The sequence below is a fragment of the Kosakonia sp. CFBP8986 genome (assembly GCF_034044935.1).
GTDB classification, from domain to species: Bacteria; Pseudomonadota; Gammaproteobacteria; order Enterobacterales; family Enterobacteriaceae; genus Kosakonia; species Kosakonia cowanii.
Genome location: NZ_JAXCXB010000001.1, coordinates 602,766 through 627,234 on the forward strand (window position 1 = coordinate 602,766; position 24,469 = coordinate 627,234).

Here is a 24,469-nt window from a genome sequence, read left to right on the forward strand (position 1 = left end):
GCCGCCTGAGTTCAGGGCTTTCTGGCAACGGGCACATCCAGCGATTTGAGTATTTCAACAAAGCGTGAAGGTTCATCCTTGTTGAACAGCAACCAAACGCGCTTACGTGCTCGCGTCAGTGCAACATAGAGCAGACGACGCTCCTCCGCGTCAGGAAAGTCCTCTTCCTCAGGCAAAAGCGCCTGTTCCATAATCGATTCCCGCGCTGGCGCAGGAAACCCGTCTTGCCCCTCTTTTAGCCCAACAATAATGACATAGTCGGCCTGCTGTCCTTTACTGGCATGAACCGTCATAAAATCCAGCTGCAGTTTCGGCCATCGCGTTGCCGCTTTGTCCAGGCTTTTTGGCCTGGCGTGATGATAACGGGCCAATACCAGGATGCGCTCCTCAGGCTTCGCGAAACCGCTTAGCTTATCAAGCAGCGCATCGAGTTGATCTTCTGCCAGCAGCGTTACGGATTTTTTATCACCTGCCAGCAAGCTGTTAAGCGGCTTGGCAAGCTGCGAGGGGTTTTGCTGAATAAAGCGGTTCGCCACTTCACCGATGCGTGAATTAAAGCGATAAGTTGTATCAAGGGCGCAGAGATCGCCTTCACCAAAATAGTGATGAAAAGCGGTGGTAAGCGAAAGTTCCGCGCCGCTGAAGCGGTATATGGCTTGCCAGTCATCGCCGACTGCAAAAAGTGTTGTTTGCGTATTTTGTTTGCGTAACGCCGCCAGTAGCGCAGCGCGCTGGGGTGAAATGTCCTGGAACTCATCCACCAGAATATGCTTCCACGGGCTGATAAAGCGTCCTTTTTCCAGCACGTTGATGGCCTGATGAATAAGCCCCGAAAAGTCGACGGCGTTATCTTCCTTAAGCGCGCTCTTCCATGCTTTCAGCAATGGCGCCATCAATTTGATGCGTTTGGCAAAGAGGTCGCGTATCTCATCCGGTGCGCTGGCAATCATTTCTGCCTGAGCACCGCCATGCATGCGCATCAAACTTATCCAGCGATCCAAACGTGGTGCAACGCGCCGCTGCAACGTCTCGTCATCCCAATAATTCCCTTCAGGAAGGTGCCAGCTCAGCTCCTCTTCCAGCCACTGACGCCACCCTTTTGCCTGCGCTTTTTTCTCGCTGCACTGCTGCACCCAGGTTTGGGTTAAGAGCGTCAGACGTGCGGCAGTATTGTTTTCCAGCTCGCTTAATGCAGGCACTTTCTTGCTGCCTTGCTGAATGATGTACAGCGCCAGCGCATGAAAAGTCCGTGCAGTGATCTCATCGGTATGCAGCCGCTCGCGAATACGCTCATCCATCTCCTGCGCTGCTTTACGGCCAAAGGCGAGCAGAAGAATTTGATCGGCAGAGGCCTCACCGCGTGTCAGTAGCCAACCGGCACGCGCCACCAGCACGGAAGTTTTACCGCTGCCAGCGCCAGCCAATACCAGAAGAGAGTGCTCACCATTGACCACTGCCCTCGCTTGCGCCGGATTTAGAGGCGAGCTTTCAACTTGTTCAAAAAAGGTCGCATACTGCTTCAGCATCGATTCGGTAAAGGCTTGATTATGCTCTGCCCGACGCCCTTCAACATCCTGTAGCCATGCCTGGCACTGTTGCCAGGGCGTGCGACAATTATCAAACTCCGACAGGCGACTGGTGGGTATCGGAAGCGCAGCGAAAGCCTCCTGCAACTGAAGCTGTACGCCGGTCAACTGGTTACGCGTCAACCATCTGGACGGCTCGATACGTTCAGAGATAAGCGCTAACTGACCCGACAGGAGTTCAGCTGCCACCTCGCTCATCTCCGCGCTCCAGGTGCGCCAGCGCTCATTCAGAAGGTGGTAAAAACGCTGTGTGTCACTCCACTCGGTGCCATGCAGACGCACCACTTTGTTATCAGCCAGCTGAAACTCCATCTCTCCCCAAACCATGCCCCGCTTACACTCAATCGCCAATAATTGATTAAAGGGAATGAGGTATTCATGGCGGTCGCCCGCTACTTTTATACCTGCATGCAGGATGGTCGCGCGATCGTACGGGTGCTGTGCCAGGCGTTTTCCCAGGGAAGTCGCTTTCAGTTCCATCTCTTGGTGATCTCAGCTTGTGACAATTATTGCCAGTTTACCTGTCAGAGAATTGGTGCTCCAGTCCAAAAAATCGTTACAATTGCCGGAACGATCAATACCCGGAACTCAACTGAGGCTTTATGCGTACCATTTTGAATATCCTGAATTTTGTCCTCGGTGGTTTTGCCACAACACTGGGCTGGCTGGTGGCAACCATTGTTAGCGTGTTGTTAATCGTGACCCTTCCGCTCACGCGCTCATGCTGGGAGATCACTAAGCTATCCCTTATTCCGTGGGGAAATGAGGCGGTCCACGTCGATGAACTCTCTCCAGACGCCAGGAATGGTCTGCTGAACGCAGGGGGAACCTTACTGAATGTTATCTGGTTTATCCTGTTCGGCTGGTGGCTTTGCGTGATGCATATTATTGCCGGCGTGGCTCAATGCCTGACAATTATTGGCATCCCGGTTGGCGTGGCGAATTTTAAAATCGCCGCTATCGCGTTGTGGCCGGTGGGCCGTCGTGTTGTTTCCGTTGAAACGGCACGCGCTGCACGTGAAGCCAACGCACGTCGTCGTTTTCAGTAATCGGATCCCTGCCCTATGTTGAGCCCCTTGCTTCGTCGTTACACATGGAACAGCGCCTGGCTGTATAACGTCAGGATCTTTATCGCCCTTTGCGGCACCGCTGCATTACCGTGGCACCTTGGCGAAGTTAAACTGACCATTCCATTAACCCTTGGCGTGGTTGCTGCTGCGCTGGCCGACCTCGATGACCGTCTTACCGGGCGGTTAAAAAACCTGGTCATTACGCTGGTCTCCTTTTTTATCGCCTCGGCATCGGTGGAGCTGCTATTCCCCTGGCCATGGCTGTTCGCACTTGGCCTGGTCAGCTCCACTATCGGCTTTATTTTGCTGGGAGGGTTGGGTCAACGATATGCCACTATTGCCTTTGGTGCGCTGCTGATTGCCGTTTACACCATGCTGGGCGTGTCGCTTTTCGAGCACTGGTACCAGCAACCTTTGCTGTTGCTGGCTGGAGCCGTATGGTTCAACCTCCTGACGTTGGTCGGGCATCTTGTATTCCCCATTCGCGCGCTGCAGGACAACCTGGCTCGCTGCTATGAGCAGCTAGCACACTATCTGGAGCTGAAATCACGCCTTTTCGATCCTGATATTGAGGAAGCCAGCCAGGCACCTTTATATGAACTCGCCTTATCTAATAGCCAACTGGTTACCACGCTTAATCAGACAAAGGGCACGATGCTCACCCGTTTACGGGGCGATCGTGGGCAGCGAAGCACGCGTCAGGCGCTGCATTACTACTTTGCCGCACAAGATATTCATGAACGCGCGAGCTCATCGCATATTCAGTATCAAACCCTGCGCGAGCATTTTCGCTATAGCGACGTGATGTTCCGCTTTCAACGTCTTCTTTCGATGCAGTCTCAAGCCTGCGCGCAGCTCTCCCGTGCGATTTTGCTGCGCGAGCCCTATCAGCATGACGGTCGATTTGAACGGGTATTCCTTCACCTTGACGCCGCGCTGGCGCGGATAAAAAACAGCGGGGAAACGACTCCCGAACATGTCAAAGCGCTCGGTTTTTTACTCGACAATCTACGCGCGATCGACGCGCAACTGGCAGCCATTGAATCAGGACAGCCTCATCCTCAGGCTCATGGCGAGACAGAAAATCAGCTCGCAGACGACAGCCTGAACGGTTTACACGACGTCTGGTTACGCCTGCGCCAAAATGTGACACCCGAATCTGCCCTCTTTCGCCATGCAGTACGTATGTCGGTGGTGCTCTGTATCGGCTACGCCTTTATCCATCTCACCGGTTTACAACATGGCTACTGGATCCTGTTAACCAGCCTGTTCGTTTGCCAGCCAAACTATAATGCCACACGCCATCGTCTGAGCTTGCGCGTCATCGGCACGCTGATAGGTGTCGCTATCGGTTTGCCGGTACTCTATTTTGTTCCTTCGCAAGAGGGACAGTTGCTGCTGATTGTTATTACTGGCGTGCTCTTTTTCTCATTCCGCACGGTGCAATATGCCCATGCCACAATGTTCATCACGCTGCTGGTTTTACTCTGTTTCAACTTGCTCGGGGAAGGGTTCGAAGTCGCTATTCCACGCATTATCGATACATTGATTGGCTGCGCTATCGCTTGGGCGGCAGTGAGCTTTATCTGGCCGGACTGGCGTTTCAGGAACCTGGCGAGCGTCACGGAGAAGGCATTTAACGCCAACTGCCGTTATCTTGACGCGATCCTCGAGCAGTATCATCAAGGACGTGATAATCGCCTTGCCTATCGCATCGCCAGGCGTAACGCTTACAACCGCGATGCCGAACTGGCTTCGGTAGTATCGAATATGTCTTCGGAACCGGGTACCTCACCTGAACTCCGTGAAGTGGCGTTCAGATTGCTGTGCCTTAATCAGACTTTTATAAGCTACATTTCTGCGCTGGGGGCCCATCGCGAGCAATTAACCCAACCTGAAGTATTGCGTCTGCTGGATGACGCGGTGTGTTATGTGGATGATGCCCTCCACCATTCGCCTGCCGATCAGGGGCGGGTGCAGGATGCGCTTGCTGATTTATCGCAGCGCATCAAGCAACTGGATCCGCGCCCTGACAGCAAAGAGCCGCTTGTATTACAACAGGTTGGCCTGTTGATAGCGTTATTGCCGGAAGTTTCTCGTTTAAAAAGCCAAATAGTCTAGAGAGGGTTAGCTCCTTTATTGATCACATCATTAGACCACTCAAGCAGCGCCTGGCGACGACTTGCCGGAAGCGCTGCTTCATGAATGCCGACGATGGCCCCTTCCAGTGCAAATAACACTTTTACACTGAGTTGTTTATTCATTTTCCGAAGTCTGAGCCAGCAAACTTTCGCACCAAGTAGCCGCAGGATTTGCGCATCTTTGATGCCGGCCTGCTGCAATTGAAACTCGAGTTGACTGGAAAGATTGGGTAGATCGCGCAGGCGAAAAAGTTTTTCGCGCTGTGTTTTCTCCCGCCGTGCTGCATCAAGCGCAAGTGTAGAAAGCTTCAGCAGCAAGCCGCGGTCACCCCATACATTGTCGCTGACATAAAAATAATTTAACGATATCTGACGCCCCCGCTTGTTGAGACTTAAAAGCGGTGCACGCCGGACGACGTCATACTGCGCGCTTTCATCACAGGCGCGTAAGTAGAGTTTCCCCTCGGCTATCATCGCAAAAACGATGTTATCCACTGCAAGGCTATAACCACCAAAGTGGGCGCGATGGCTAATTTGTCCGAGTGAAGTGAGATATTCGCGCGATTGATATATCCGTTGATAAGATAGGTCTTCCATGATTTTTCCTTTATAAATCACCTGGTAATGCGTTTTTCCGTAAGCGGATCCAGTAATCAGGAACATAGGCAACTGCGCGCGCGACGGCAAGCAAATTTTGTATTGAGCCGCATCCACAAAACAAAAATGCGAGATGCTTTCAGAAATTGAGGTTGATCTTTAAACACTCAACGGGTACTGTATGTTTATACAGTAACTCAGAGGGCTGGATTGCTTATGCACACTTCAGGCTATGCAAATCGTTCTAAAACATCCGCTTCCGCGATTAACAAATTGAACCAGAGCGAATCGAATACTCTCGCTACCGGGCTGATTAGCGAAGTGGTTTACCATGAAGACCAGCCCATGATGACTCAGTTATTATTGCTGCCACTGCTACAGCAGCTTGGTCAACAGTCGCGCTGGCAGCTGTGGTTAACACCGCAACAGAAATTAAGCCGTGAGTGGGTTCAGTCTGCTGGCTTGCCGCTGACCAAAGTGATGCAGATTAATCAACTCTCTCCCGGGGTTACGCTGGACTCCATGATCCGGGCGTTACGGACCGGTAATTTCAGCGTTGTCATTGGCTGGCATACTGAGGAGTTGACGGAAGATGAACATCGCCGCCTGGCATCGGCAGCCGAAGAAGGTAATGCGATTGGCTTTGTTATGCGTCCAATTCGTCGCAATCCCCTCGCTGCGAGACAGCTTTCCGGGATAAAAATTCACTCAAATTTGTATCATTGAGTAAATTTAGGAGTTTTCCTGGGATTATTTTTCGCAGCTTCCAGTATCCCCTATTTATTAGCTAAATAGAGCCGCAAAGCTTGTGCGGCGTGGTTTGCCATACATCAATGATGAACGATATCTGAGCACAAATGTTAAATTTTGTGTACACAAAGCCTTTTTTTTCATATGCCTGACGGACTTCACACTTGTAAGTTTCCAACTACGTTGTAGACTTTACATCGCCAGGGGTGCTCGGCATAAGCCAAAGATATCGGTAAAGATATCTGCAGAGTTGTCAGTGAGCAATGCCCCCGGTGAAGGATTTAACCGTGACTTCTCGACGAGATTTCCATGGCGATTTTTGGATGATAACGAGGCGCAAAAAATGAAAAAGACAGCTATCGCGATTGCAGTGGCACTGGCTGGCTTCGCTACCGTAGCGCAGGCCGCTCCGAAAGATAACACCTGGTACACCGGTGCTAAACTGGGCTGGTCTCAGTTCCACGATGTTGGTAACAACCAGATCCCTAACAATGGCCCGACTCACGAGAGCCAGTTAGGCGCTGGTGCGTTCGGTGGTTATCAGGTTAACCCGTACGTTGGCTTTGAAATGGGCTATGACTGGCTGGGTCGCATGCCGTACAAAGGCAGCGATGTAAACGGCGCATTCAAAGCTCAGGGCGTTCAGCTGACCGCTAAACTGGGTTACCCGATTGCTGATGACGTTGACCTGTATACCCGTCTGGGTGGTATGGTTTGGCGTGCAGACGCTAAAAACAACCAGGGCTTCAAAGATCATGATACCGGCGTTTCTCCGGTCTTCGCTGGTGGTGTTGAGTGGGCAGTTACCCGTGATATCGCTACCCGTCTGGAATACCAGTGGACTAACAACATTGGTGACGCGAACACCGTTGGTGGTCGTCCGGACAACGGTCTGCTGAGCTTAGGTGTTTCTTACCGTTTCGGTCAGCAGGAAGATTCCGCACCGGTAGTTGCTCCGACTCCGGCTCCGGCTCCGGAAGTACAGACCAAGCACTTCACTCTGAAGTCTGACGTTCTGTTCACCTTCAACAAAGCTACCCTGAAACCGGAAGGTCAGCAGGCGCTGGATCAGCTGTACAGCCAGCTGAGCAACCTGGATCCGAAAGACGGTTCCGTAGTGGTTCTGGGCTTCACCGACCGCATCGGTTCTGACTCTTACAACCAGGGTCTGTCTGAGAAACGTGCTCAGTCCGTTGTTGATTACCTGGTTTCTAAAGGTATCCCGGCTAACAAAATCTCCGCACGTGGCATGGGTGAATCTAACCCAGTTACCGGCAACACCTGTGACAACGTGAAAGCACGCGCTGCTCTGATCGATTGCCTGGGTCCGGATCGTCGCGTTGAGATCGAAGTTAAAGGTATCAAAGACGTTGTAACTCAGCCGCAGGCTTAAGTTCTCCGTCAGAAAAAACCCCGCCATTGCGCGGGGTTTTTTATTATGTAGCGTTTGAAAAGGGGAAGAATCAGGAAGGCGGTTGACTACTCTTTTCCAAGCAGCGCCTGCAAGTCGTGCTTTATTGTCGACATTTTCGACGCATACTTCTCTTTATGCTCAGCATCCTCAATCAATTGCACAATCGTTTCGGAAAGGGTCTTTCCGCGGCGTTGCGCCAGCCCCGCCAGTCGTTGCCAGACAACAAACTCCAGGTCGATTGATTTCTTACGCGTATGCTGATGCTCGGCATTAAAGTGCCGCTTACGACGCGCACGAATAGTCTGCTTCATCCGGTTGATCAACGCCGGATTAATATGCTGCTCAATCCAGGCGTTAACACGCACGGGCTCATTTTCGAGGGTCAATAAATTATCGACGGCCTCTTTCGCCGCGCTGGCTTCCACATAGCGGGTGATCAACTCCCCTTCACGGTGCTTTTTAACCAGATACTTCCATTTCCAGCCGCTTTCGAGATTTTCCAGTTGTTGATATTTCATTTCTCTCTCAACGTAACCGCGTAACTGAGTCCAGAATATCAGTTTTTTAAGACTCTGCTCAGAAGAAATCACCAGGAACAGTCGATCTGCCGGGTAAGGCTGGCTGAAAGTTGTAATCATTGTGTGATGCGCCAGCGTTTACGGTATAATCCCGCCTTTTACAGCTGACTAAAATAACGACTTTGACCACTACAAAACTTGAATGGAACGACCTGGTTCCTGATGCAGACAGCTATCAGGACGTGTTTGAATCGTCCGCATTAGCGAGCGAAACGGACTTCTCACTGGCTGATACTCAGCCCCGATTGCACTATGCGCTCGAGCAACTGCTCTACCCGCGCGCAACCTCGCGCTTTTTACTGACAAAAGCGCCAGAAGAAGCCGAATATCTCACCCTTATTGGTGAAACGCTCGCCTCGCTACTGCCTGCCACTCACACGCCTGCAGGCGGCCAGTACGATATTACCGGCTCAATCGTGCGTTTCGAACCCACCACCGATCCCGAGAGTAATTTCGTCGGTAAGCAGCCGGTTGTGATTGCCGACTGGGTTGAAGCCGAGCAGCTGTTCGGTTGCCTGCGTCAGTTTAATCAAGAGATCACCCTTCAGCCTGGCCTAGTTCATCAGGCAAACGGCGGCGTATTACTGATTTCGTTGCGTGCTCTTTTAGCTCAGCCATTACTCTGGATGCGTCTGAAAACCATGGTGACGCAGCGCCGTTTCGACTGGGTGTCGTTTGACGAGTCGCGCCCACTTCCGGTGTCGGTACCGTCTATGCCGCTGGATCTGAAAGTTGTGCTGGTCGGCGAGCGCGACTCGCTGGCAGAGTTCCAGGAGATGGAGCCGGAACTCGCTGCACAGGCGATTTATAGCGAATACGAAGAGACCCTGCAGGTTACAGATAGCGACACACTGCGCGTATGGCATCAGTGGGTAGAACAAACGGCCAGCGCCACACAGTTACCGACGCCGGCGGCAGATGCCTGGGCCACGCTAATTCGTGAAGCCGTGCGTTATACCGGCGATCAAGAAACATTACCGCTCTGCCCTTTGTGGCTTTCACGCCAACTGCGCGAAGTTGCGGCATTAACGGCTGACGATACCTTTGATAACGATGCCCTGACCACCATGCTTGCTCAGCGTGAGTGGCGAGAAGGATTCCTTGCGGAGCGGATGCAGGATGAGATCCTGCTTGAGCAGATCCTTATCGAAACCGAAGGGGAACGTATCGGCCAGGTTAATGCCCTTTCCGTGATTGAATTCCCTGGGCATCCGCGCGCGTTTGGCGAACCCTCGCGCATCAGCTGCGTTGTGCATATCGGTGACGGTGAATTCAATGACATTGAGCGCAAAGCGGAACTCGGTGGCAACATCCATGCGAAAGGGATGATGATCATGCAGGCGTTTCTGATGTCGGAACTGGATCTGGAACAGCAAATACCCTTCTCTGCCTCGCTCACCTTTGAACAGTCTTACAGTGAAGTGGATGGCGACAGCGCTTCAATGGCTGAGCTTTGCGCGCTGATCAGTGCCCTGGCAGAGGTGCCGGTCAATCAACGCCTTGCTATCACCGGCTCAGTCGATCAGTTTGGTCGTTGCCAGCCGGTCGGTGGTTTAAACGAAAAAATTGAAGGCTTTTTCGCCATCTGCCAGCAACGTGAACTGACCGGCGAGCAAGGGGTCATCATTCCTTCGGCGAATGTTCGGCATTTGTGTTTACGCCAGGAGTTGCTGGATGCCATTGAGGCGAAGCAATTTTCCATCTGGGCAGTGGATGATGTGACAGATGCGCTACCCTTATTGATGGGTCTGGCATGGGACGCTGAAGGGCAAACTAACCTCAAGCAAATCATTCTCGAACGTATCGCGCAGGCAACCCAACAAGAGGCTCGCCATCGCTTTCCCTGGCCGTTACGCTGGCTAAACTAGTTCACTGTTAACTGATCGGACTTGTTCAGCGTACACGTGTTAGCTATCCTGCGTGCGAAATTACAAATAAGGCTTATTAAGAACATGGTAGATAAACGCGAATCCTATACAAAAGAAGATCTTCTTGCCTCTGGTCGCGGCGAACTGTTTGGCGAAAAAGGCCCGCAATTACCGGCTCCGAATATGCTGATGATGGACCGTGTGGTCAAAATGTCCGAGACCGGCGGTAACTTCGATAAAGGCTACGTTGAAGCTGAACTGGATATCAATCCGGACCTGTGGTTCTTCGGTTGCCACTTCATCGGCGATCCGGTTATGCCAGGCTGCCTCGGTCTTGATGCCATGTGGCAGCTGGTTGGTTTCTACCTCGGCTGGCTGGGCGGCGAAGGCAAAGGCCGTGCGCTTGGCGTAGGTGAAGTGAAATTTACCGGTCAGGTTCTGCCGACAGCGAAAAAAGTCACCTACCGCATTCATTTCAAACGCATCGTTAACCGTCGTTTGATCATGGGTCTGGCTGATGGTGAAGTGCTGGTTGACGATCGTCTTATCTACACAGCATCCGATCTGAAGGTCGGTCTGTTCCAGGATACCTCTGCTTTCTGATAGCAGCGTAACCCTGCCAAAACGCGAAACCTCCGCATTGCGGAGGTTTCTTTTTCTAAAGAGACAGAATCAGGCAGTCACTGCCCTGTCCTCCATGGCCTGTCGCCAGCCTCCAAGCCACTCGGACCTTTGATTCAGGGTTTGGTACGGACACATCTCTTTCGAGCGCCCCGTAATACCAGCCTGATAACCACGTTGATGTGCCCGTTCCAGGCGATCGCGTTTTTGTCTCTTCATGCCTCGTTTCCCTCATTCTTTTATCTGGTGGAAAAGAAAACAGTGGTCACTTAATGTGCAACCACAGGTCACAAATACCTTGAATGGACCGCGTCGTCAATGCGCAAAATTCACGCCAGTGTCATAAATGTGACCTGGACAAAACTTCATTTGTACAACAAACACACATTCGCCTGACTAAGTTTATGAGCACAAAAACAAAAAAAGCCGCAGCAAGTGAAGGCCCGCTGCGGCTTCTTTGATCATTAAATCTACTTATGGCAAACGGTTCAGCTCCGCAGCGATACTAGCGGCTTCCTGCTGCCAGCCTTGCGCCAGCGTTTTCACCATCGCATCGTAACCATCTTCTTGCTGCTTCAGTTCAATATGGAAAGGCCGCTTAATTAAGCTGCCCTGATGCTTAAGCAGCCATTCGCCGCTGACAATAACGCGCCCGTCATAGCGGCCGTGAAAACCGGTTACCGTCACATTCAGCGTGTCCTGCTCGCTGCCCAGCGGCTGCGATGCCACAACCCAGCCGGGTAAGGCATTGCCCAGGTTCGCCACCAGCGTATTACGCAACTGCTGATCGAGCGGGCTAGCCCAGAGATTGTTATTGGCAATAACGTATTGCACATCGCTGGTTTGATACACCACGCCATTGCCGGCCAGATAGTCCGGCACAGAGACCTGCTCTACCCAGAGCTGGCGATTGCCCTGGGTTTGCCCGGTCATCGACTGCGTCGTGGTTACCGACGGCGACGGTAGCTGGTAGTAACTTTTGTTATCGCCGCCGCTGCTGCAGGCGGCTAATAACAGGACAAGCATCGCCAGTGCGCTATTTCTCATTGTTTCGCCCTCTTCGGCTGCGGATCGTTTTTCCCTTTCGCTTCGAATACCAGCGCATTGCTCTTATCGTTCAGCGTCTTCAGCACTGGCTGCAGTTCCCGTAACACCTGATCCAGGCGCTGCATATCCGCCACCATCTTGTTGTAGGCGGCCGACCCCGGCTGGAAGCCTTGCATACTGCGATTAAGCTCGCGCAGCGTAGACTGCATATCTGCCGGAAGCTGCTGCATTGACTGGCTGGCAGTCAATTTATTCAGATTATCCAGCGTCGTTTGCAGACGTTTAAGGGTTTGCTGGCTCTCCGACAGCGTATTTGTCGCCTGCTGAATCATTGGATTGAGCGGAAGGTTGTTAATCTTATCCAGCGTATCCATCAGTCGCTGCTGGATTTGCGCCAGACCGCCGCTCATCGTCGGGATAATCGGATAGCCCTCAAACTCAGTGAACTCTTTCATCGGCGGCGCATTACTGTAGAAGTCGAGATCGACATACAGCGCGCCGGTGACGATATTCCCGGTCTTCAGCGATGCGCGCAGGCCACGATTAAGCAGCTCTTTCATATGCGCGGTCATATCTGCATCCTGTCCCAGCTGATTCGCCAGCCGCTCAGGCTCAATACGGATCAGAACCGGAATGCGGTAATCATCGTTCAGCGCCTGGCGCATGCCCGGGTTAAAGAATGGCACCTTGCTCACGGTTCCAAGGCGAATACCGCGGAACTCCACTGGCGCACCCGGCTGCAGGCCGCGAATCGAGTCCTTAAAGAACATCAGGTAGTCGACATGATCGGTATAGAGCGAATCCTGAATACTGCGCTGATCGTCATACAGTTTAAAGGCGCTCTTCTCCGCCACCGGCTGCCCTAAGTCCAGCCCATCCGGGATATCAAAACTGACGCCGCCGCCAAATAGCGTCGCCAGCGATCCCATTTCGACACGCATCCCGGCAGAGGTGAGATCGACGGCGATACCGCTATCTTTCCAGAAACGGACATTGCTGGTCACCAGCCGATCGTTCGGCGCATTGATGAAGAGCTGATAGGTCATGGTCCGTTTTTGCGTATCAAAGTTACTGGTTTCAACCGAACCGACACGATAGCCGCGGAACAGCACCGGATCGCCGGGTGAGAGTTGTCCCGCCTTGCTGCTGTCGAGGATCACGCGGATACCTTTAGCATCCGGCGGTGCCAGCGGAGGGGCATCCAGCAGAGTATATTGATCGGGCACGCTGCCTTTAGCACCCGGCTGCAGTTCAATATAGGCACCCGAGAGCAGTGTTCCAAGGCCACTGACCCCTTCACGACCGACCTGCGGTTTTACCACCCAGAATACCGAATCGTTATGCAGCAGTTTTTCCATGCCGGAGTTGAGCCGCGCCTTGATCTCCACGTGGGTTAAATCATCGGTCAGCGTGGTGCTCTCCACGACGCCGACATCCACGCTGCGGCTTTTAATCGGCGTTTTCCCGCCGACAATGCCCTCAGCATTGGTGGTGATCAACGTCACTTCCGGCCCCTGATGGCTGTAGTGGTAAAAGAGGATCCAGGCGCCAATCAGCGCGGTCACGATCGGGAAAATCCAGACCGGTGACCAGTTCCTTACTTTTTGCACCTGGGCTTCGCCCTGTTTATTCTCCATGCTCTGACAACTCCTCATGGTGCGTTTGTGGCTCCCGATCCCAACTGAGACGCGGGTCGAAAGTCATCGCCGCAAACATCGTGATAATAACGACCAGCGCAAACATTAGCGCACCCATTGCAGGATAGATATTCATCAGCCCGCCAATGCGAACTAACGCAGATAGCACCGCAATAACAAAGACATCAATCATTGACCAGCGGCCGACAAACTCGACCACTTCATAAATAAAATGCATCCGTTCACTGTCACGTCTGCCGTATCCTTTCGCATCAATGCAGAGCCAGGCAATACCGATCATTTTCAGCGTCGGCACCATAATGCTGGCAATAAAAATCACCAGCGCTACGGGATAGGAGCCCTCGCTCCATAACAGCACCACCCCCGCCAGTATGGTCGATGGCGTCGGATCGCCCAGCAGATCCGTTATCATGATCGGCAAAATATTGGCCGGCAGATAGAGCATGATCGCTGTGACGAGCAGTGCCAGCGTCCACTGAATGCTGTGGCGTCGCCGGACATAACCGCGCGTATGACATCGCGGACAAACCGTATTATCCATCGGAACGATTGCCGTGCAGCAGGGACAAGAGCGCAGCCCCTGACGGATCCCGGTAATGCCCGCATGCAGAGGTTGCTCAAGTACAGGCGCAGGCGCGATGTCATCCCACAGCCAGTGGCGATCGACGCACTGAAAGGCGCGCAGCTGCAGCAGGCAAAAGAGGCACCACGGAATGAAACTGCTGCCGATGCCGATATCGCCATAGGCCATCAGTTTAACGAAGCTCACCAGCACGCCGGCAAGAAAAATCTCCGCCATGCCCCAGCTTTTCAGCTGAAACAGTACCCGCGCCAGCGCGATTTTAAGGCGAAAATCCATCCGCACCCGGTTAACCAGCAGCAGGATAGTGATAAGGCAGAAGGCAGGCACCAGCTGGACAAAAAGCAGGAAGAGCGTGCCAAGGCTGGCGTAGTCTTCAGAAAACATGACGCTTGGGATCTCAAGCAGCGTCACTTCGCTGCCGATGCCCGCCACCTGCATATTGACGAAGGGGAAAAGATTAGAGAGCAGCAGCATAAACAGGGCGACGAGGGCGTACGCCGTCGGACGCTGCCGCGGCTCCTGCCATTCGGTCGTCAGGGTTGTGCCGCAGCGCGGGCACGCCGCCCGGTGTCCATGTTGCAGCGACGGTAACGCCACCAGCATGTCACATTGCGAGCAGAGAATGTGGCGCGTGCCATGATGGTGGTGTTCACACATACCGCTTTCCTCTATGCGCCGTTTTTCAGCGCCTCCAGATACTCCCAGCGTTCAAACGCCGCTTCCAGTGCCTGCTCGGCTGACGCCATATCAGCGAGGACTTTTTGCGTATGATCGTGCGGCTGGCTGAAGAAACTTGCATCCGCTACCTGCGCCTGCAAGCTTTCCAGCTCTGCTTCCAGCTGTTCCAGCTTTTGCGGCAGCTGTTCCAGCTCACGCTGCAGGTTATAGCTTAGTTTGTTGGCGCTGCGTTTAACAGTTTCTGCTTTGGCGGCAGGCGCCTCGGCACTTTTCTGCACCGCAGCGTGTTTAAACGCCTGCGAAGCCGCCTGCTGACCGCGCGCATCGTGATAACCACCAACATACTGACCGATGCGCCCTTCGCCTTCGAAGATCCAGCATTCGGTCACGGTGTTATCAACAAACTGACGGTCGTGGCTCACCAGCAGAACCGTGCCCTGGTAGCTATCAATCAGCTCTTCCAGCAGTTCGAGGGTTTCCACATCCAGGTCGTTGGTCGGTTCATCGAGAATCAGCAAGTTGCTGGGTTTAAGGAACAGCCGCGCCAGCAACAGGCGGTTACGCTCCCCGCCTGACAGCGCGCGTACCGGCGTCATTGCCCGCTTCGGATGGAACAGGAAGTCTTGCAGGTAGCCGAGAATATGGCGCGGCTTGCCGTTGACCATCACTTCTTGCTTACCTTCCGCCAGGTTATCCATCACGGTTCTGTCGGGATCCAGCTCAGCACGATGCTGGTCGAAGTAGGCCACTTCAAGCTTGGTACCAATGTGAACGCGGCCGCTATCGGCTTTCAACTGTTCAAGCATCAGCTTCAGCAGGGTCGTTTTACCGCAGCCGTTCGGGCCAATCAGCGCAATTTTGTCGCCGCGCTGCACCTGGGTGGAGAAGTCACGCACCAGCGCTTTACCATCGACGCCGTAATCAACATGCTCCAGCTCAAAGACGATTTTGCCAGAGCGGGATGCCTCTTCGACCTGCATTTTTGCGCTGCCCATCACCTCACGGCGTTCGCTGCGCTCGCGGCGCATCGCTTTCAGTGCACGCACGCGCCCTTCGTTACGGGTACGACGCGCTTTAATGCCCTGGCGGATCCATACCTCTTCCTGCGCCAGCTTGCGATCGAATTCGGCGTTTTGCAGATCCTCAACGCGCAGCGCTTCCTCTTTCTCCAGCAGATACTGGTCGTAATTGCCCGGATAGGAGACCAGCTTGCCGCGATCGAGATCGACAATACGCGTCGCCATATTGCGGATAAACGAACGGTCGTGCGAAATAAAGATAATGGTGCCGCCGAACGATTTCAGGAACCCTTCCAGCCAGTCAATGGTTTCAATATCGAGGTGGTTGGTTGGCTCATCAAGCAGCAGCACGCGCGGCCCGCTGACCAGCGCACGCCCCAGCGCCGCCTTACGCAACCAGCCGCCGGAGAGTGCTGAGAGCGACATATCAGCCGTCAGGCCAAGCTGCGCCAGCACTTCATTGATGCGGTTCTCCAGCTGCCACAGGCCGTGGTGATCCAGCATCTCCTGTACGCGCGCCAGCTCGGCAAGGTTTCTGTCGCTCGGATCGGTCATCACCAGGTGGGAAACCTCGTGATAACGCTTGAGATACTCTGCCTGCTCTTCGATACCTTCGGCAACGAAATCGTAAACGCTGCCGCTGACATTGCGCGGCGGATCCTGCTGCAGACGCGCAACAACTAAATCCTGTTCATAAACAATGCGACCATCATCGAGATTCACTTCCCGGTTGAGGATCTTCATCAGCGTCGATTTGCCTGCGCCGTTACGGCCAACCAGACAGACGCGCTCATTCTCTTCGATATGCAGTTCCGCATTATCAAGAAGCGGTGCGTCGCTGAATGAGAGCCACGCGCCGTGCATACTAATTAATGACATCTATTTATCCTTTCAGGCTGCGGTAATCAGCCAGCAGTTGTGGATTTGACGGTTGCGGGCAAAATCCTGCGACTGCGTTTTTTGGGTAATTTCTTGTGCTTTAAGCCCCAGCTTCGCCAGCCCGTCGAGATCCATACGGAAACCGCGTTTGTTATTGGAGAACATAATGGTGCCCCCTTTGCGCATCAGACGCTTCAGGTCTTCCATCAGGCGCATATGATCGCGCTGCACATCAAAAGACTCTTCCATGCGCTTGGAGTTGGAGAAGGTGGGCGGATCGATAAAGATGAGATCGAACTGCTCATCGGTCTCCTGCAGCCAGCCGAGGCAATCCGCCTGGATCAGGCGATGTGCGCGGCCGCTTAAGCCATTAAGGCGCAGGTTACGCTCTGCCCACTCCAGATAGGTGCGGGACATATCCACGGTGGTGGTTGAGCGTGCGCCGCCGAGGCCCGCATGGACGCTGGCGCTGCCGGTGTAGGCGAAAAGGTTAAGGAAATCTTTGCCTTTGCTCATCTGGCCCAGCATGCGGCGGGCAATACGGTGATCGAGGAACAGGCCGGTATCCAGATAATCGGTCAGGTTGACCCACAGGCGCGCGTTATATTCGCTCACCTCGATAAAGTCGCCCTTCTCGTTCATCTTCTGGTATTGATTATTGCCCTTCTGGCGCTCACGGGTTTTCAGCACCAGCTTGTTAGGCGCAATACCGAGCACGTGAATGGTGGCGGCAATAATATCGAACAGGCGTTGACGCGCTTTTTGCGCATCGATGGTTTTCGGCGCGGCGTACTCCTGCACCACCACCCAGTCGGCATAGCGATCGACAGCAACGTTATAATCCGGGAGATCGGCATCATACAGGCGATAACACTCAATCCCCTCCTGACGTGCCCACTTCTCCAGCTTCTTAACGTTTTTACGCAGGCGGTTAGCGAAATCTTCCGCCATCGCTGGCGCTTTCGCTTCGCCGGTGTTTTCCGCCAGATGGTAGTTTTTCTGCACACAGTCGAGCGGGCCGTTTTTGGCTTTGAACTGACGGTCGGCGCGCAGTTGAAGGCAGTTGAGCAGATCGACCGAGGCGCTAAACAGCGACAGGTTCCAGCCGCCAAACTGTGACTTGAGCAGACGACCCAGCAGGCTGTGCAGGGCGATCAGCGCCGGTTCACTCTCAAGACGCTCGCCGTAAGGCGGGTTACTGATAACCGTGCCGTACGGGCCTTGCGGCAATGGGTTGCTGAGCTGCGCGACATCTTTGGCTTCAAAGGTAATCAGCTCGCCAATTCCGGCGCGACGGGCGTTTTTACGGGCATTCTCAATGACGCGGGCATCGCTGTCAGAGCCATAAAAACGGGATTCATAGGTCGCCAGCCCCTGGCGCGCGCGGTTTTGCGCATCGGCTTTCACTTCACCCCAGATGGCATCATCATGCTGCGCCCAGCCGCTAAAACCCCAGTGGCCACGGTGCAGGCCAGGCGCGCGATCGGTTGCCGCCATGGCAGCTTCAATCAGCAGCGTGCCGGAGCCGCACATCGGATCGAGCAGCGGCGTGCCCGGCTGCCAGCCGGAGCGCATCACAATTGCTGCGGCCAGGTTCTCTTTGATCGGCGCGATGCCGGTACGATCGCGGTAGCCGCGCAGGTGCAGACCTTCGCCGCTCAGATCGAGCGAGATATGCGCCGTTTCCTGGTTGAGCCAAACGTTAATGCGCAGATCCGGCATTTCACGCTCGACATTCGGGCGCGGCAGGTTCTTGCGCGTAAAGCTGTCGACAATCGCATCTTTCACTTTCAGCGCGCCGTACTGGCTGTTGCGGATCTCATCGTTCAGCCCGCTGAAGTGCACGGCAAAGGTTGCGCCCGGGTTGAAAATCTCTGTCCAGTTGATCGCCTGCACGCCTAGATAGAGATCAAGGTCACTGTAAACCTTGCACTCTCCCAGCGGCATCATAATGCGCGAGGCCAGGCGGCTCCACATCAGGCTTTGGTACAGGAGCCGCGTGTCGCCTTCAAAATGGACACCACCCTGAACGACGCGGCACTCCACGGCGCCGAGTTTTTCAAGTTCAGTTTTTAACAGCTCTTCCAGCCCACGGGCCGTACTGGCAAACAGAGAAATCATAATGTCACTTACACTCTACGAAAATTGTTGCGCATTATAGCTAATCTCGCCCTCATGTCATAAAGTTGAGGGCTTATTTTCGTCTAACAGGGAGGAAGACGTGCCTACCCTTTCACGTCTTTATATCCATCCGGTGAAATCCATGCGCGGTATTGGCCTGACGCATGCCCTCGCCGATGCCAGCGGCCTCGCATTTGACCGGGTTTTTATGGTTACGCAACCTGATGGCACCTTTATTACCGCACGTCAGTTTCCGCAGATGGTGCGTTTTCTGCCCTCGCCTTTAACGGATGGCCTGCATCTGACCGCGCCCGACGGCAGTAGTGCGGTGATCCGCTTTGCCGATTTTTCCCCCGACGCCGCACCTACCGAGGTGTGGGGCAACCACTTTACGGCGCTGATTGCCCCTGCGGCCATCAACCAGTGGCTGAGCGGCTTTTTCGACCGCGAGGTGCAGCTGCGCTGGGTGGGCACAAATCCGACCCGCCGCGTTAAGCGCCACGAAGAGGTTCCCCTCTCCTTTGCCGATGGCTTTCCCTATCTGTTAACCAATGAAGCCTCGTTGCGCGATCTGCAACAACGTTGCCCTGCCAGCGTACAGATGGAGCAGTTTCGCCCCAATCTGGTGGTGACCGGGGCGCAGGCGTGGGAGGAGGATAGCTGGAAAGTGGTGCGCATTGGCGACGTGGTGTTTGACGTGGTTAAACCGTGCAGCCGCTGCATCTTTACCACCGTCAGCCCCGAGCGCGGTCAGAAACACCCTACCGGTGAGCCGCTCGCCACACTGCAAAAGTTCCGCACGGCGCAGGATAATGGCGACGTCGACTTCGGTCAGAATTTAATTGCCCGCAACAGCGGCGTAATTCGCACCGGCGATGAGGTTGCGGTACTGGCCACCGGCCCGGCGAAGGTTTACGGCGCAGGTGCGGTCGTTGAATCACTTGAACCGGAGGCGCAACCCGCAGGCACGGTGGATATTGAGTGGCAGGGTCAGACCTTTCGCGGTAATAACCAGCAGGTGCTGCTGGAGCAGCTGGAAAACCAGGGGATCCGCGTGCCCTACTCATGTCGCGCAGGCATCTGCGGCTGTTGCCGGATACGTTTAGTCGAAGGGGAAGTGAGTGCGCTGAAACAGTCAGCGCTGGGTGAGGATGGCACTATCCTCAGTTGCAGCTGCGTACCGAAAACGTCGCTGCGGCTGGAACCTTAAACCGCCTGCTCGAAAGCGAGGCTTGCGGCATTAAGCTGCGGCTTCAGGCGATCGTTCATGATCTTTATCGCATCGCCCAGTTGCATCGTGCGCCCGGCAACCACCACGCCGGGCTGCGCCAGCAGGCAGAGCGTCGCGTTCTCTCCTGGCTCGACCACCAGCAAATTCACGCACTCTTGCGTATCGCTTAACCAGACGCAGGCACCGTCGCCAGTGGCGGGCGTCCACGGGGAGTTGTGGCTCAAAAAGTGCCAGCTTTTCGGCATTTGCGGTTTAAGAAAGCGGATAGCCACCAGCGCATTGAGTACCAGCTCGGCGCGTTGCTCATTAGATAATTCTAAATCACGGCATTTTTCATCGAAGGAGAAATAAAGCGCAGCGTCATCAACACAAAAACCAGACGGGGAAAAGGCATCAGGCGTCAGCATTTTACGGGCGAATCGGGAGCGAAATAACATACCATTGGCTAAATCGAGCATCATACGATCGTGCTCTTCATCAAAATACCAGCGCCAATTATCGTCAGGTTTAATTCGCATTGTTTCCCCCTTTCCCCCTAAACATCCTGTTGTTTTTTCATCCGTTGTGCCGCCTCGCTTATTAACTTAATAATTGAAGACTGAAATGTTTAAATTAGCAACAGTGACGGAATATAAAACAACCAGGGCCGGAAATAAAGCCCTGGTTACGCAGGAGGGGAAAAAGATCAGAGGTGGGTGACGATCTCTTTTACCAGCGGTGGGCCTTTAAAAATAAAACCAGAATAAATTTGCACCAGCGAAGCGCCCGCTTCCATCTTCTCGCGTGCGGCAATCACCGAGTCGATTCCGCCGACGCCAATAATCGGTAAACGCCCGGATAATTCTTGTGACAGACGTCGGATAATTTGCGTACTTTTTAATTGCAGGGGACGTCCACTTAAACCACCGGTTTCATCACAGTGCTTCATTCCCTGAACCAATGCCCGGTCGAGGGTAGTATTGGTGGCAATAACGCCATCAATATTGTGGCGAACTAAACTGTCCGCGACCTGGATTAGCTCTTCTTCAGAAAGATCGGGCGCAATTTTCACCGCCACCGGAACATATTTATGGTGGCGAGCTTGCAGATCATTCTGCTTAATTTTAATGGCGCTGAGTAAATCATCCAGCGCTTCGCCATATTGCAAGGTGCGCAAACCTGGGGTGTTTGGCGAAGAGATATTGATGGCGATATAACCGGCATAGGGGTAAATTTTCTCCATGCAGATCAAGTAGTCATCTTTTCCCTGTTCAACCGGCGTATCTTTATTTTTGCCGATATTAATACCGAGTACGCCGTCAAAATGCGCCTTTTTGACATTCTCGACCAGGTTGTCGACGCCAAGGTTGTTAAAGCCCATGCGGTTAATCAGCCCTTCAGCTTCCACCAGGCGGAAGATCCTCGGCTTATCATTTCCCGGCTGCGGGCGCGGCGTCACGGTGCCAATCTCGATTGAGCCAAACCCCATCGCGCCCAGCGCATCAATGCACTCTCCGTTTTTATCCAGACCTGCGGCCAGACCGAGCGGATTTTTAAAGGTCAGTCCCATGCACTGCACCGGTTTTGCCGGTACACGCTGGCGGACAAGCGCTTCGAGCGGCGTGCCGGTAATACGGCGCAGCTGCTGGAACGTTAATTCATGAGCGCGTTCTGGATCGAACTGGAAAAGGGCTTTACGAACGAAGGGGTAGTACATGAACTCTCCTGGATTCCCGGTGTGCAAACCGGGGGCGTATTATCAGTGAAAGCGCAGCGAAAGGGAATTGACCTGTGGCAAAAAAAGCCTATTCCGCGCAATCGTTTTCCTCTCAGGCCCTCTCCTTATGCAAATTTCAGCAACTTTTCCCCGAATAAATCATTTAGGGGAATAAACCGCCTCTGTCACACTGCCTGAAATTGTTATCAATGTTATCTAAAAGCAAACATTTGGTTATAAGGAGTAAGCATGCGCGTTGTCACCCTGGCCGGCAGTCCCCGCTTTCCCTCGCGCTCCAGCGCGCTTCTGGAGTATGCCCGCGATAGGCTTTCTGCGCAGGGCGTTGAGGTTAACCACTGGCATCTGCACAATTTTGATCCTGAAGACCTGCTCTATGCCCGCTTCGACAGCCCGGCGCTGCAAACCTTTATCGAGCAACTCAGCATGGCTGAGGGGCTGATTGTCGCCACCCCGGTCTATAAAGCAGCCTATTCCGGAGCCCTAAAAACCTTGCTCGACCTGCTTCCCGAACGCGCGCTGGCAGACAAAGTAGTATTGCCGCTGGCAACGGGCGGCACGGTAGCGCATCTGCTGGCGGTTGATTACGCCCTGAAACCGGTGCTGAGTGCCCTCAAGGCACAGGAGATCCTCCACGGTGTCTTCGCCGACGACAGTCAGGTGCTCGATTATCAACATAAACCGAGCCTGACGCCCAATCTGCAAGGCCGACTGGATAGCGCCCTGGAGACCTTCTGGCAGGCGCTGCATCGCCGCGATATTAAAGCCCCGGATTTCCACGCCCCGCAAGGAGTTGCTCATGTTTAACCGCCTCTCATTTTCCGCCACCGGGCTGCTGCTTGGCGGGCTGCTCACCCTCTCCGCCTGGGCGCAGGCCGCCGAGCCGGCACCGGAGGCTTTGCGTATCGGCTATCAAAAAGGAAGTGTCAGCATGGTGCTGGCGAAAAGCCACGGCCTGCTGGAGCAGCGCTATCCGCATACCAAAATTTCCTGGATTGAGTTCCCGGCCGGGCCGCAAATGCTTGAAGCGCTGAATGTCGGCAGTATCGATCTTGGCAGCACCGGCGATATCCCGCCGATTTTCGCCCAGGCTGCGGGCGCAGATCTGGTCTATGTCGGCGTCGAGCCGCCAAAACCAAAAGCGGAAGTGATCCTCGTGGCTGAAGGTAGCCCAATCAAAAGCGTAGCGGATTTGAAGGGCCATAAAGTCGCGTTCCAGAAGGGCTCCAGCTCCCATAACTTGCTGTTGCGGGCGCTGCAACAGGCCGGACTTAAATTCAGCGATATTCAGCCGGTGTTCCTCAGCCCGGCAGACGCGCGTGCTGCATTCCAGCAACACAATGTCGACGCCTGGGCTATCTGGGATCCCTACTACTCTGCCGCCCTGTTACAAGGCGGTGTGCGGGTGCTGAAAGATGGCACCACCCTCAAGCAGACCGGTTCATTTTACTTAGCCGCGCGCCCCTATGCCGAGAAGAATGGCGCCTTTATTCAGGGCGTACTCGATACCTTCAGCGCAGCGGATGCTTTAACGATTAGCCAGCGCGACGAAAGTATCGCTCTGTTTGCCAAAACCATGGGGCTGCCGCAGCCGGTTATCGCCACCTATTTCGATCACCGTCCGCCGACCAAAATCACCCCGGTAAATGAGGCAACGGCTGCACTACAGCAGCAGACCGCCGACCTTTTCTATGAAAACCATCTGGTACCGAAAAAAGTCGATATCCGTAGCCGCATCTGGCAGCCGACCCAAGAAGGAGCGAAATCATGAGTCTGAATCTGTTCTGGTTTTTACCGACCCACGGTGATGGTCACTATCTTGGCACCGACCACGGCGCGCGACCGGTTGATTATGGCTATTTGCAGCAGATCGCCCAGGCAACCGACAGGCTCGGCTTTAGCGGCGTGCTAATTCCGACCGGGCGATCCTGTGAAGATGCGTGGCTGGTGGCAGCCTCGTTGATTCCGGTCACCCAGCGCCTGAAGTTTCTGGTTGCCCTGCGCCCGAGCGTGATCTCACCGACGGTTGCCGCGCGCCAGGCGGCAACGCTCGACAGGCTCTCCAATGGCCGGGCGCTGTTTAACCTGGTGACCGGCAGCGATCCGCAGGAGCTGGCAGCCGACGGTGTGTTCCTCGATCACAGCGAACGCTATGAGGTGTCGTCGGAATTTACCCATATCTGGCGTCGTTTGCTGGAGGGCGACACCGTCGATTTCACCGGTAAGCATTTACAGGTACGCGGCGCGAAGCTGCTCTTCCCTCCGGTACAACAGCCGCGACCGCCGCTCTACTTCGGCGGATCCTCCGATGTAGCCCAGGATCTGGCGGCAGAGCAGGTCGATCTCTATCTCACCTGGGGCGAGCCGCCAGAGCAGGTAAAAGAGAAGATTGAGCAGGTGCGCGCGAAGGCCGCTGCCCACGGGCGAAAAGTGCGCTTCGGTATTCGCCTGCATGTGATTGTGCGCGAAAACAATGCCGAGGCGTGGCAGGCAGCGGATCGCCTTATCTCACACCTTGATGATGCAACAATTGAAAAAGCGCAGGCAGCCTTTGCCCGTCAGGACTCGATTGGTCAGCAGCGTATGGCCGCCTTACACAACGGCCGGCGCGATAAGCTCGAAATCAGCCCTAACTTGTGGGCCGGAGTCGGTCTGGTGCGTGGCGGCGCGGGCACGGCGTTAGTGGGCGATGGCCCGACGGTTGCAGCGCGCATCAACGAATATGCCGCTCTCGGTATCGACAGCTTTATCCTCTCCGGCTATCCGCATCTGGAAGAGGCGTATCGCGTCGGCGAACTGCTCTTCCCGCATCTGGATGTAGCTATCCCCGAGATCCCGCAGCCGCAACCGTTACAGCCGCAGGGTGAAACGGTGGCGAACGAGTTTATTCCGCGTAACGTGGCGCAAAGCTGAG

At 54.3% G+C, this 24,469-nt stretch carries 21 protein-coding genes; 10 read left to right on the forward strand and 11 right to left on the reverse strand.

What is annotated here, in order from left to right; genetic code table 11:
* Positions 1-11: 11 nt before the first annotated feature.
* Entirely contained in the window at positions 12-2,066 is a 2,055-nt protein-coding gene (gene helD / locus SOM48_RS02855; RefSeq protein ID WP_320511398.1) for a DNA helicase IV, read from the reverse strand.
* Between the two features lie 122 nt (positions 2,067-2,188).
* On the opposite strand from helD, the gene SOM48_RS02860 reads away from it, so the two are divergent.
* Both SOM48_RS02860 and yccS read left to right on the forward strand, forming a co-directional pair.
* Positions 2,189-2,635, forward strand: a complete 447-nt coding sequence (locus tag SOM48_RS02860; protein WP_320511399.1) for a YccF domain-containing protein — start codon at positions 2,189-2,191, stop codon at positions 2,633-2,635.
* Positions 2,636-2,650: 15 nt separating this feature from the next.
* Entirely contained in the window at positions 2,651-4,777 is a 2,127-nt protein-coding gene (gene yccS, locus SOM48_RS02865; RefSeq protein WP_076769645.1) for a YccS family putative transporter, read from the forward strand.
* Here the strand turns inward: yccS and SOM48_RS02870 are convergent.
* A complete protein-coding gene (locus SOM48_RS02870; RefSeq protein WP_054803149.1) occupies positions 4,774-5,394 on the reverse strand; it encodes a TfoX/Sxy family DNA transformation protein in 621 nt (206 codons plus the stop codon). The genes yccS and SOM48_RS02870 overlap by 4 nt on opposite strands.
* A 216-nt stretch (positions 5,395-5,610) precedes the next feature.
* On the opposite strand from SOM48_RS02870, the gene sulA reads away from it, so the two are divergent.
* Positions 5,611-6,120, forward strand: a complete 510-nt coding sequence (gene sulA, locus SOM48_RS02875) for an SOS-induced cell division inhibitor SulA (RefSeq protein ID WP_076769644.1) — start codon at positions 5,611-5,613, stop codon at positions 6,118-6,120.
* Positions 6,121-6,487: 367 nt separating this feature from the next.
* Positions 6,488-7,537 (forward strand): porin OmpA, encoded by a 1,050-nt coding sequence (gene ompA / locus SOM48_RS02880; protein ID WP_023481315.1) that lies wholly within the window; start codon positions 6,488-6,490, stop codon positions 7,535-7,537.
* 86 nt (positions 7,538-7,623) lie between these two features.
* On the opposite strand, the gene matP is transcribed toward ompA, so the two are convergent.
* A complete protein-coding gene (matP, locus tag SOM48_RS02885; RefSeq protein WP_023481810.1) occupies positions 7,624-8,076 on the reverse strand; it encodes a macrodomain Ter protein MatP in 453 nt (150 codons plus the stop codon).
* A gap of 182 nt (positions 8,077-8,258) precedes the next feature.
* On the opposite strand from matP, the gene SOM48_RS02890 reads away from it, so the two are divergent.
* Positions 8,259-10,004 (forward strand): Lon protease family protein, encoded by a 1,746-nt coding sequence (locus tag SOM48_RS02890; protein WP_320511400.1) that lies wholly within the window; start codon positions 8,259-8,261, stop codon positions 10,002-10,004.
* Between the two features lie 84 nt (positions 10,005-10,088).
* The gene (gene fabA, locus SOM48_RS02895) at positions 10,089-10,607 is read left to right on the forward strand and encodes a bifunctional 3-hydroxydecanoyl-ACP dehydratase/trans-2-decenoyl-ACP isomerase (RefSeq protein ID WP_023481591.1); all 519 of its coding nucleotides are present in this window, start codon (positions 10,089-10,091) and stop codon (positions 10,605-10,607) included.
* Between the two features lie 69 nt (positions 10,608-10,676).
* Here the strand turns inward: fabA and rmf are convergent, their stop codons facing one another.
* The 6 genes from rmf to rlmKL all read right to left on the reverse strand — a co-directional run bounded on the left by rmf (position 10,677) and on the right by rlmKL (position 18,610).
* Positions 10,677-10,844: a ribosome modulation factor gene (gene rmf, locus SOM48_RS02900; protein WP_023481470.1), complete on the reverse strand. Its 168-nt coding sequence runs from the start codon at positions 10,842-10,844 to the stop codon at positions 10,677-10,679.
* Between the two features lie 255 nt (positions 10,845-11,099).
* Complete coding sequence (gene pqiC, locus SOM48_RS02905; protein WP_320511401.1) at positions 11,100-11,672, reverse strand: membrane integrity-associated transporter subunit PqiC; 573 nt, start codon at positions 11,670-11,672, stop codon at positions 11,100-11,102.
* Positions 11,669-13,309 carry an intermembrane transport protein PqiB gene (gene pqiB, locus SOM48_RS02910; RefSeq protein WP_313162691.1) on the reverse strand — a complete coding sequence of 547 codons (1,641 nt, stop codon included), beginning with the start codon at positions 13,307-13,309 and terminating at the stop codon, positions 11,669-11,671. Before pqiB ends, pqiC begins: the two co-directional genes overlap by 4 nt.
* Complete coding sequence (gene pqiA, locus SOM48_RS02915) at positions 13,299-14,570, reverse strand: membrane integrity-associated transporter subunit PqiA (RefSeq protein WP_289742983.1); 1,272 nt, start codon at positions 14,568-14,570, stop codon at positions 13,299-13,301. Before pqiA ends, pqiB begins: the two co-directional genes overlap by 11 nt.
* A gap of 11 nt (positions 14,571-14,581) precedes the next feature.
* Positions 14,582-16,489 (reverse strand): ABC transporter ATP-binding protein, encoded by a 1,908-nt coding sequence (locus SOM48_RS02920; protein WP_054803110.1) that lies wholly within the window; start codon positions 16,487-16,489, stop codon positions 14,582-14,584.
* Between the two features lie 12 nt (positions 16,490-16,501).
* Complete coding sequence (gene rlmKL / locus SOM48_RS02925) at positions 16,502-18,610, reverse strand: bifunctional 23S rRNA (guanine(2069)-N(7))-methyltransferase RlmK/23S rRNA (guanine(2445)-N(2))-methyltransferase RlmL (protein WP_320511402.1); 2,109 nt, start codon at positions 18,608-18,610, stop codon at positions 16,502-16,504.
* Between the two features lie 100 nt (positions 18,611-18,710).
* On the opposite strand from rlmKL, the gene SOM48_RS02930 reads away from it, so the two are divergent.
* Positions 18,711-19,820, forward strand: a complete 1,110-nt coding sequence (locus SOM48_RS02930) for a YcbX family protein (protein ID WP_320511403.1) — start codon at positions 18,711-18,713, stop codon at positions 19,818-19,820.
* Here SOM48_RS02930 and zapC read toward each other — a convergent pair.
* Positions 19,817-20,359, reverse strand: coding sequence for a cell division protein ZapC (zapC, locus tag SOM48_RS02935; protein ID WP_054803107.1), 543 nt, complete (start codon positions 20,357-20,359; stop codon positions 19,817-19,819). The genes SOM48_RS02930 and zapC overlap by 4 nt on opposite strands.
* Before the next feature lie 167 nt (positions 20,360-20,526).
* Positions 20,527-21,537, reverse strand: coding sequence for a quinone-dependent dihydroorotate dehydrogenase (gene pyrD, locus SOM48_RS02940; RefSeq protein ID WP_023481354.1), 1,011 nt, complete (start codon positions 21,535-21,537; stop codon positions 20,527-20,529).
* A 249-nt stretch (positions 21,538-21,786) separates the two neighbouring features.
* Between pyrD and ssuE the strand changes: the two genes are divergently transcribed.
* From ssuE to ssuD, 3 genes are read left to right on the forward strand one after another with little or no spacing between them, the layout of a single operon-like run.
* Entirely contained in the window at positions 21,787-22,362 is a 576-nt protein-coding gene (gene ssuE, locus SOM48_RS02945; protein ID WP_054803105.1) for an NADPH-dependent FMN reductase, read from the forward strand.
* Positions 22,355-23,326: a sulfonate ABC transporter substrate-binding protein gene (locus SOM48_RS02950; protein ID WP_320511404.1), complete on the forward strand. Its 972-nt coding sequence runs from the start codon at positions 22,355-22,357 to the stop codon at positions 23,324-23,326. The genes ssuE and SOM48_RS02950 overlap by 8 nt, the downstream gene beginning before the upstream one ends.
* Complete coding sequence (gene ssuD, locus SOM48_RS02955; protein ID WP_320511405.1) at positions 23,323-24,468, forward strand: FMNH2-dependent alkanesulfonate monooxygenase; 1,146 nt, start codon at positions 23,323-23,325, stop codon at positions 24,466-24,468. Before SOM48_RS02950 ends, ssuD begins: the two co-directional genes overlap by 4 nt.
* Position 24,469: the final 1 nt, after the last annotated feature.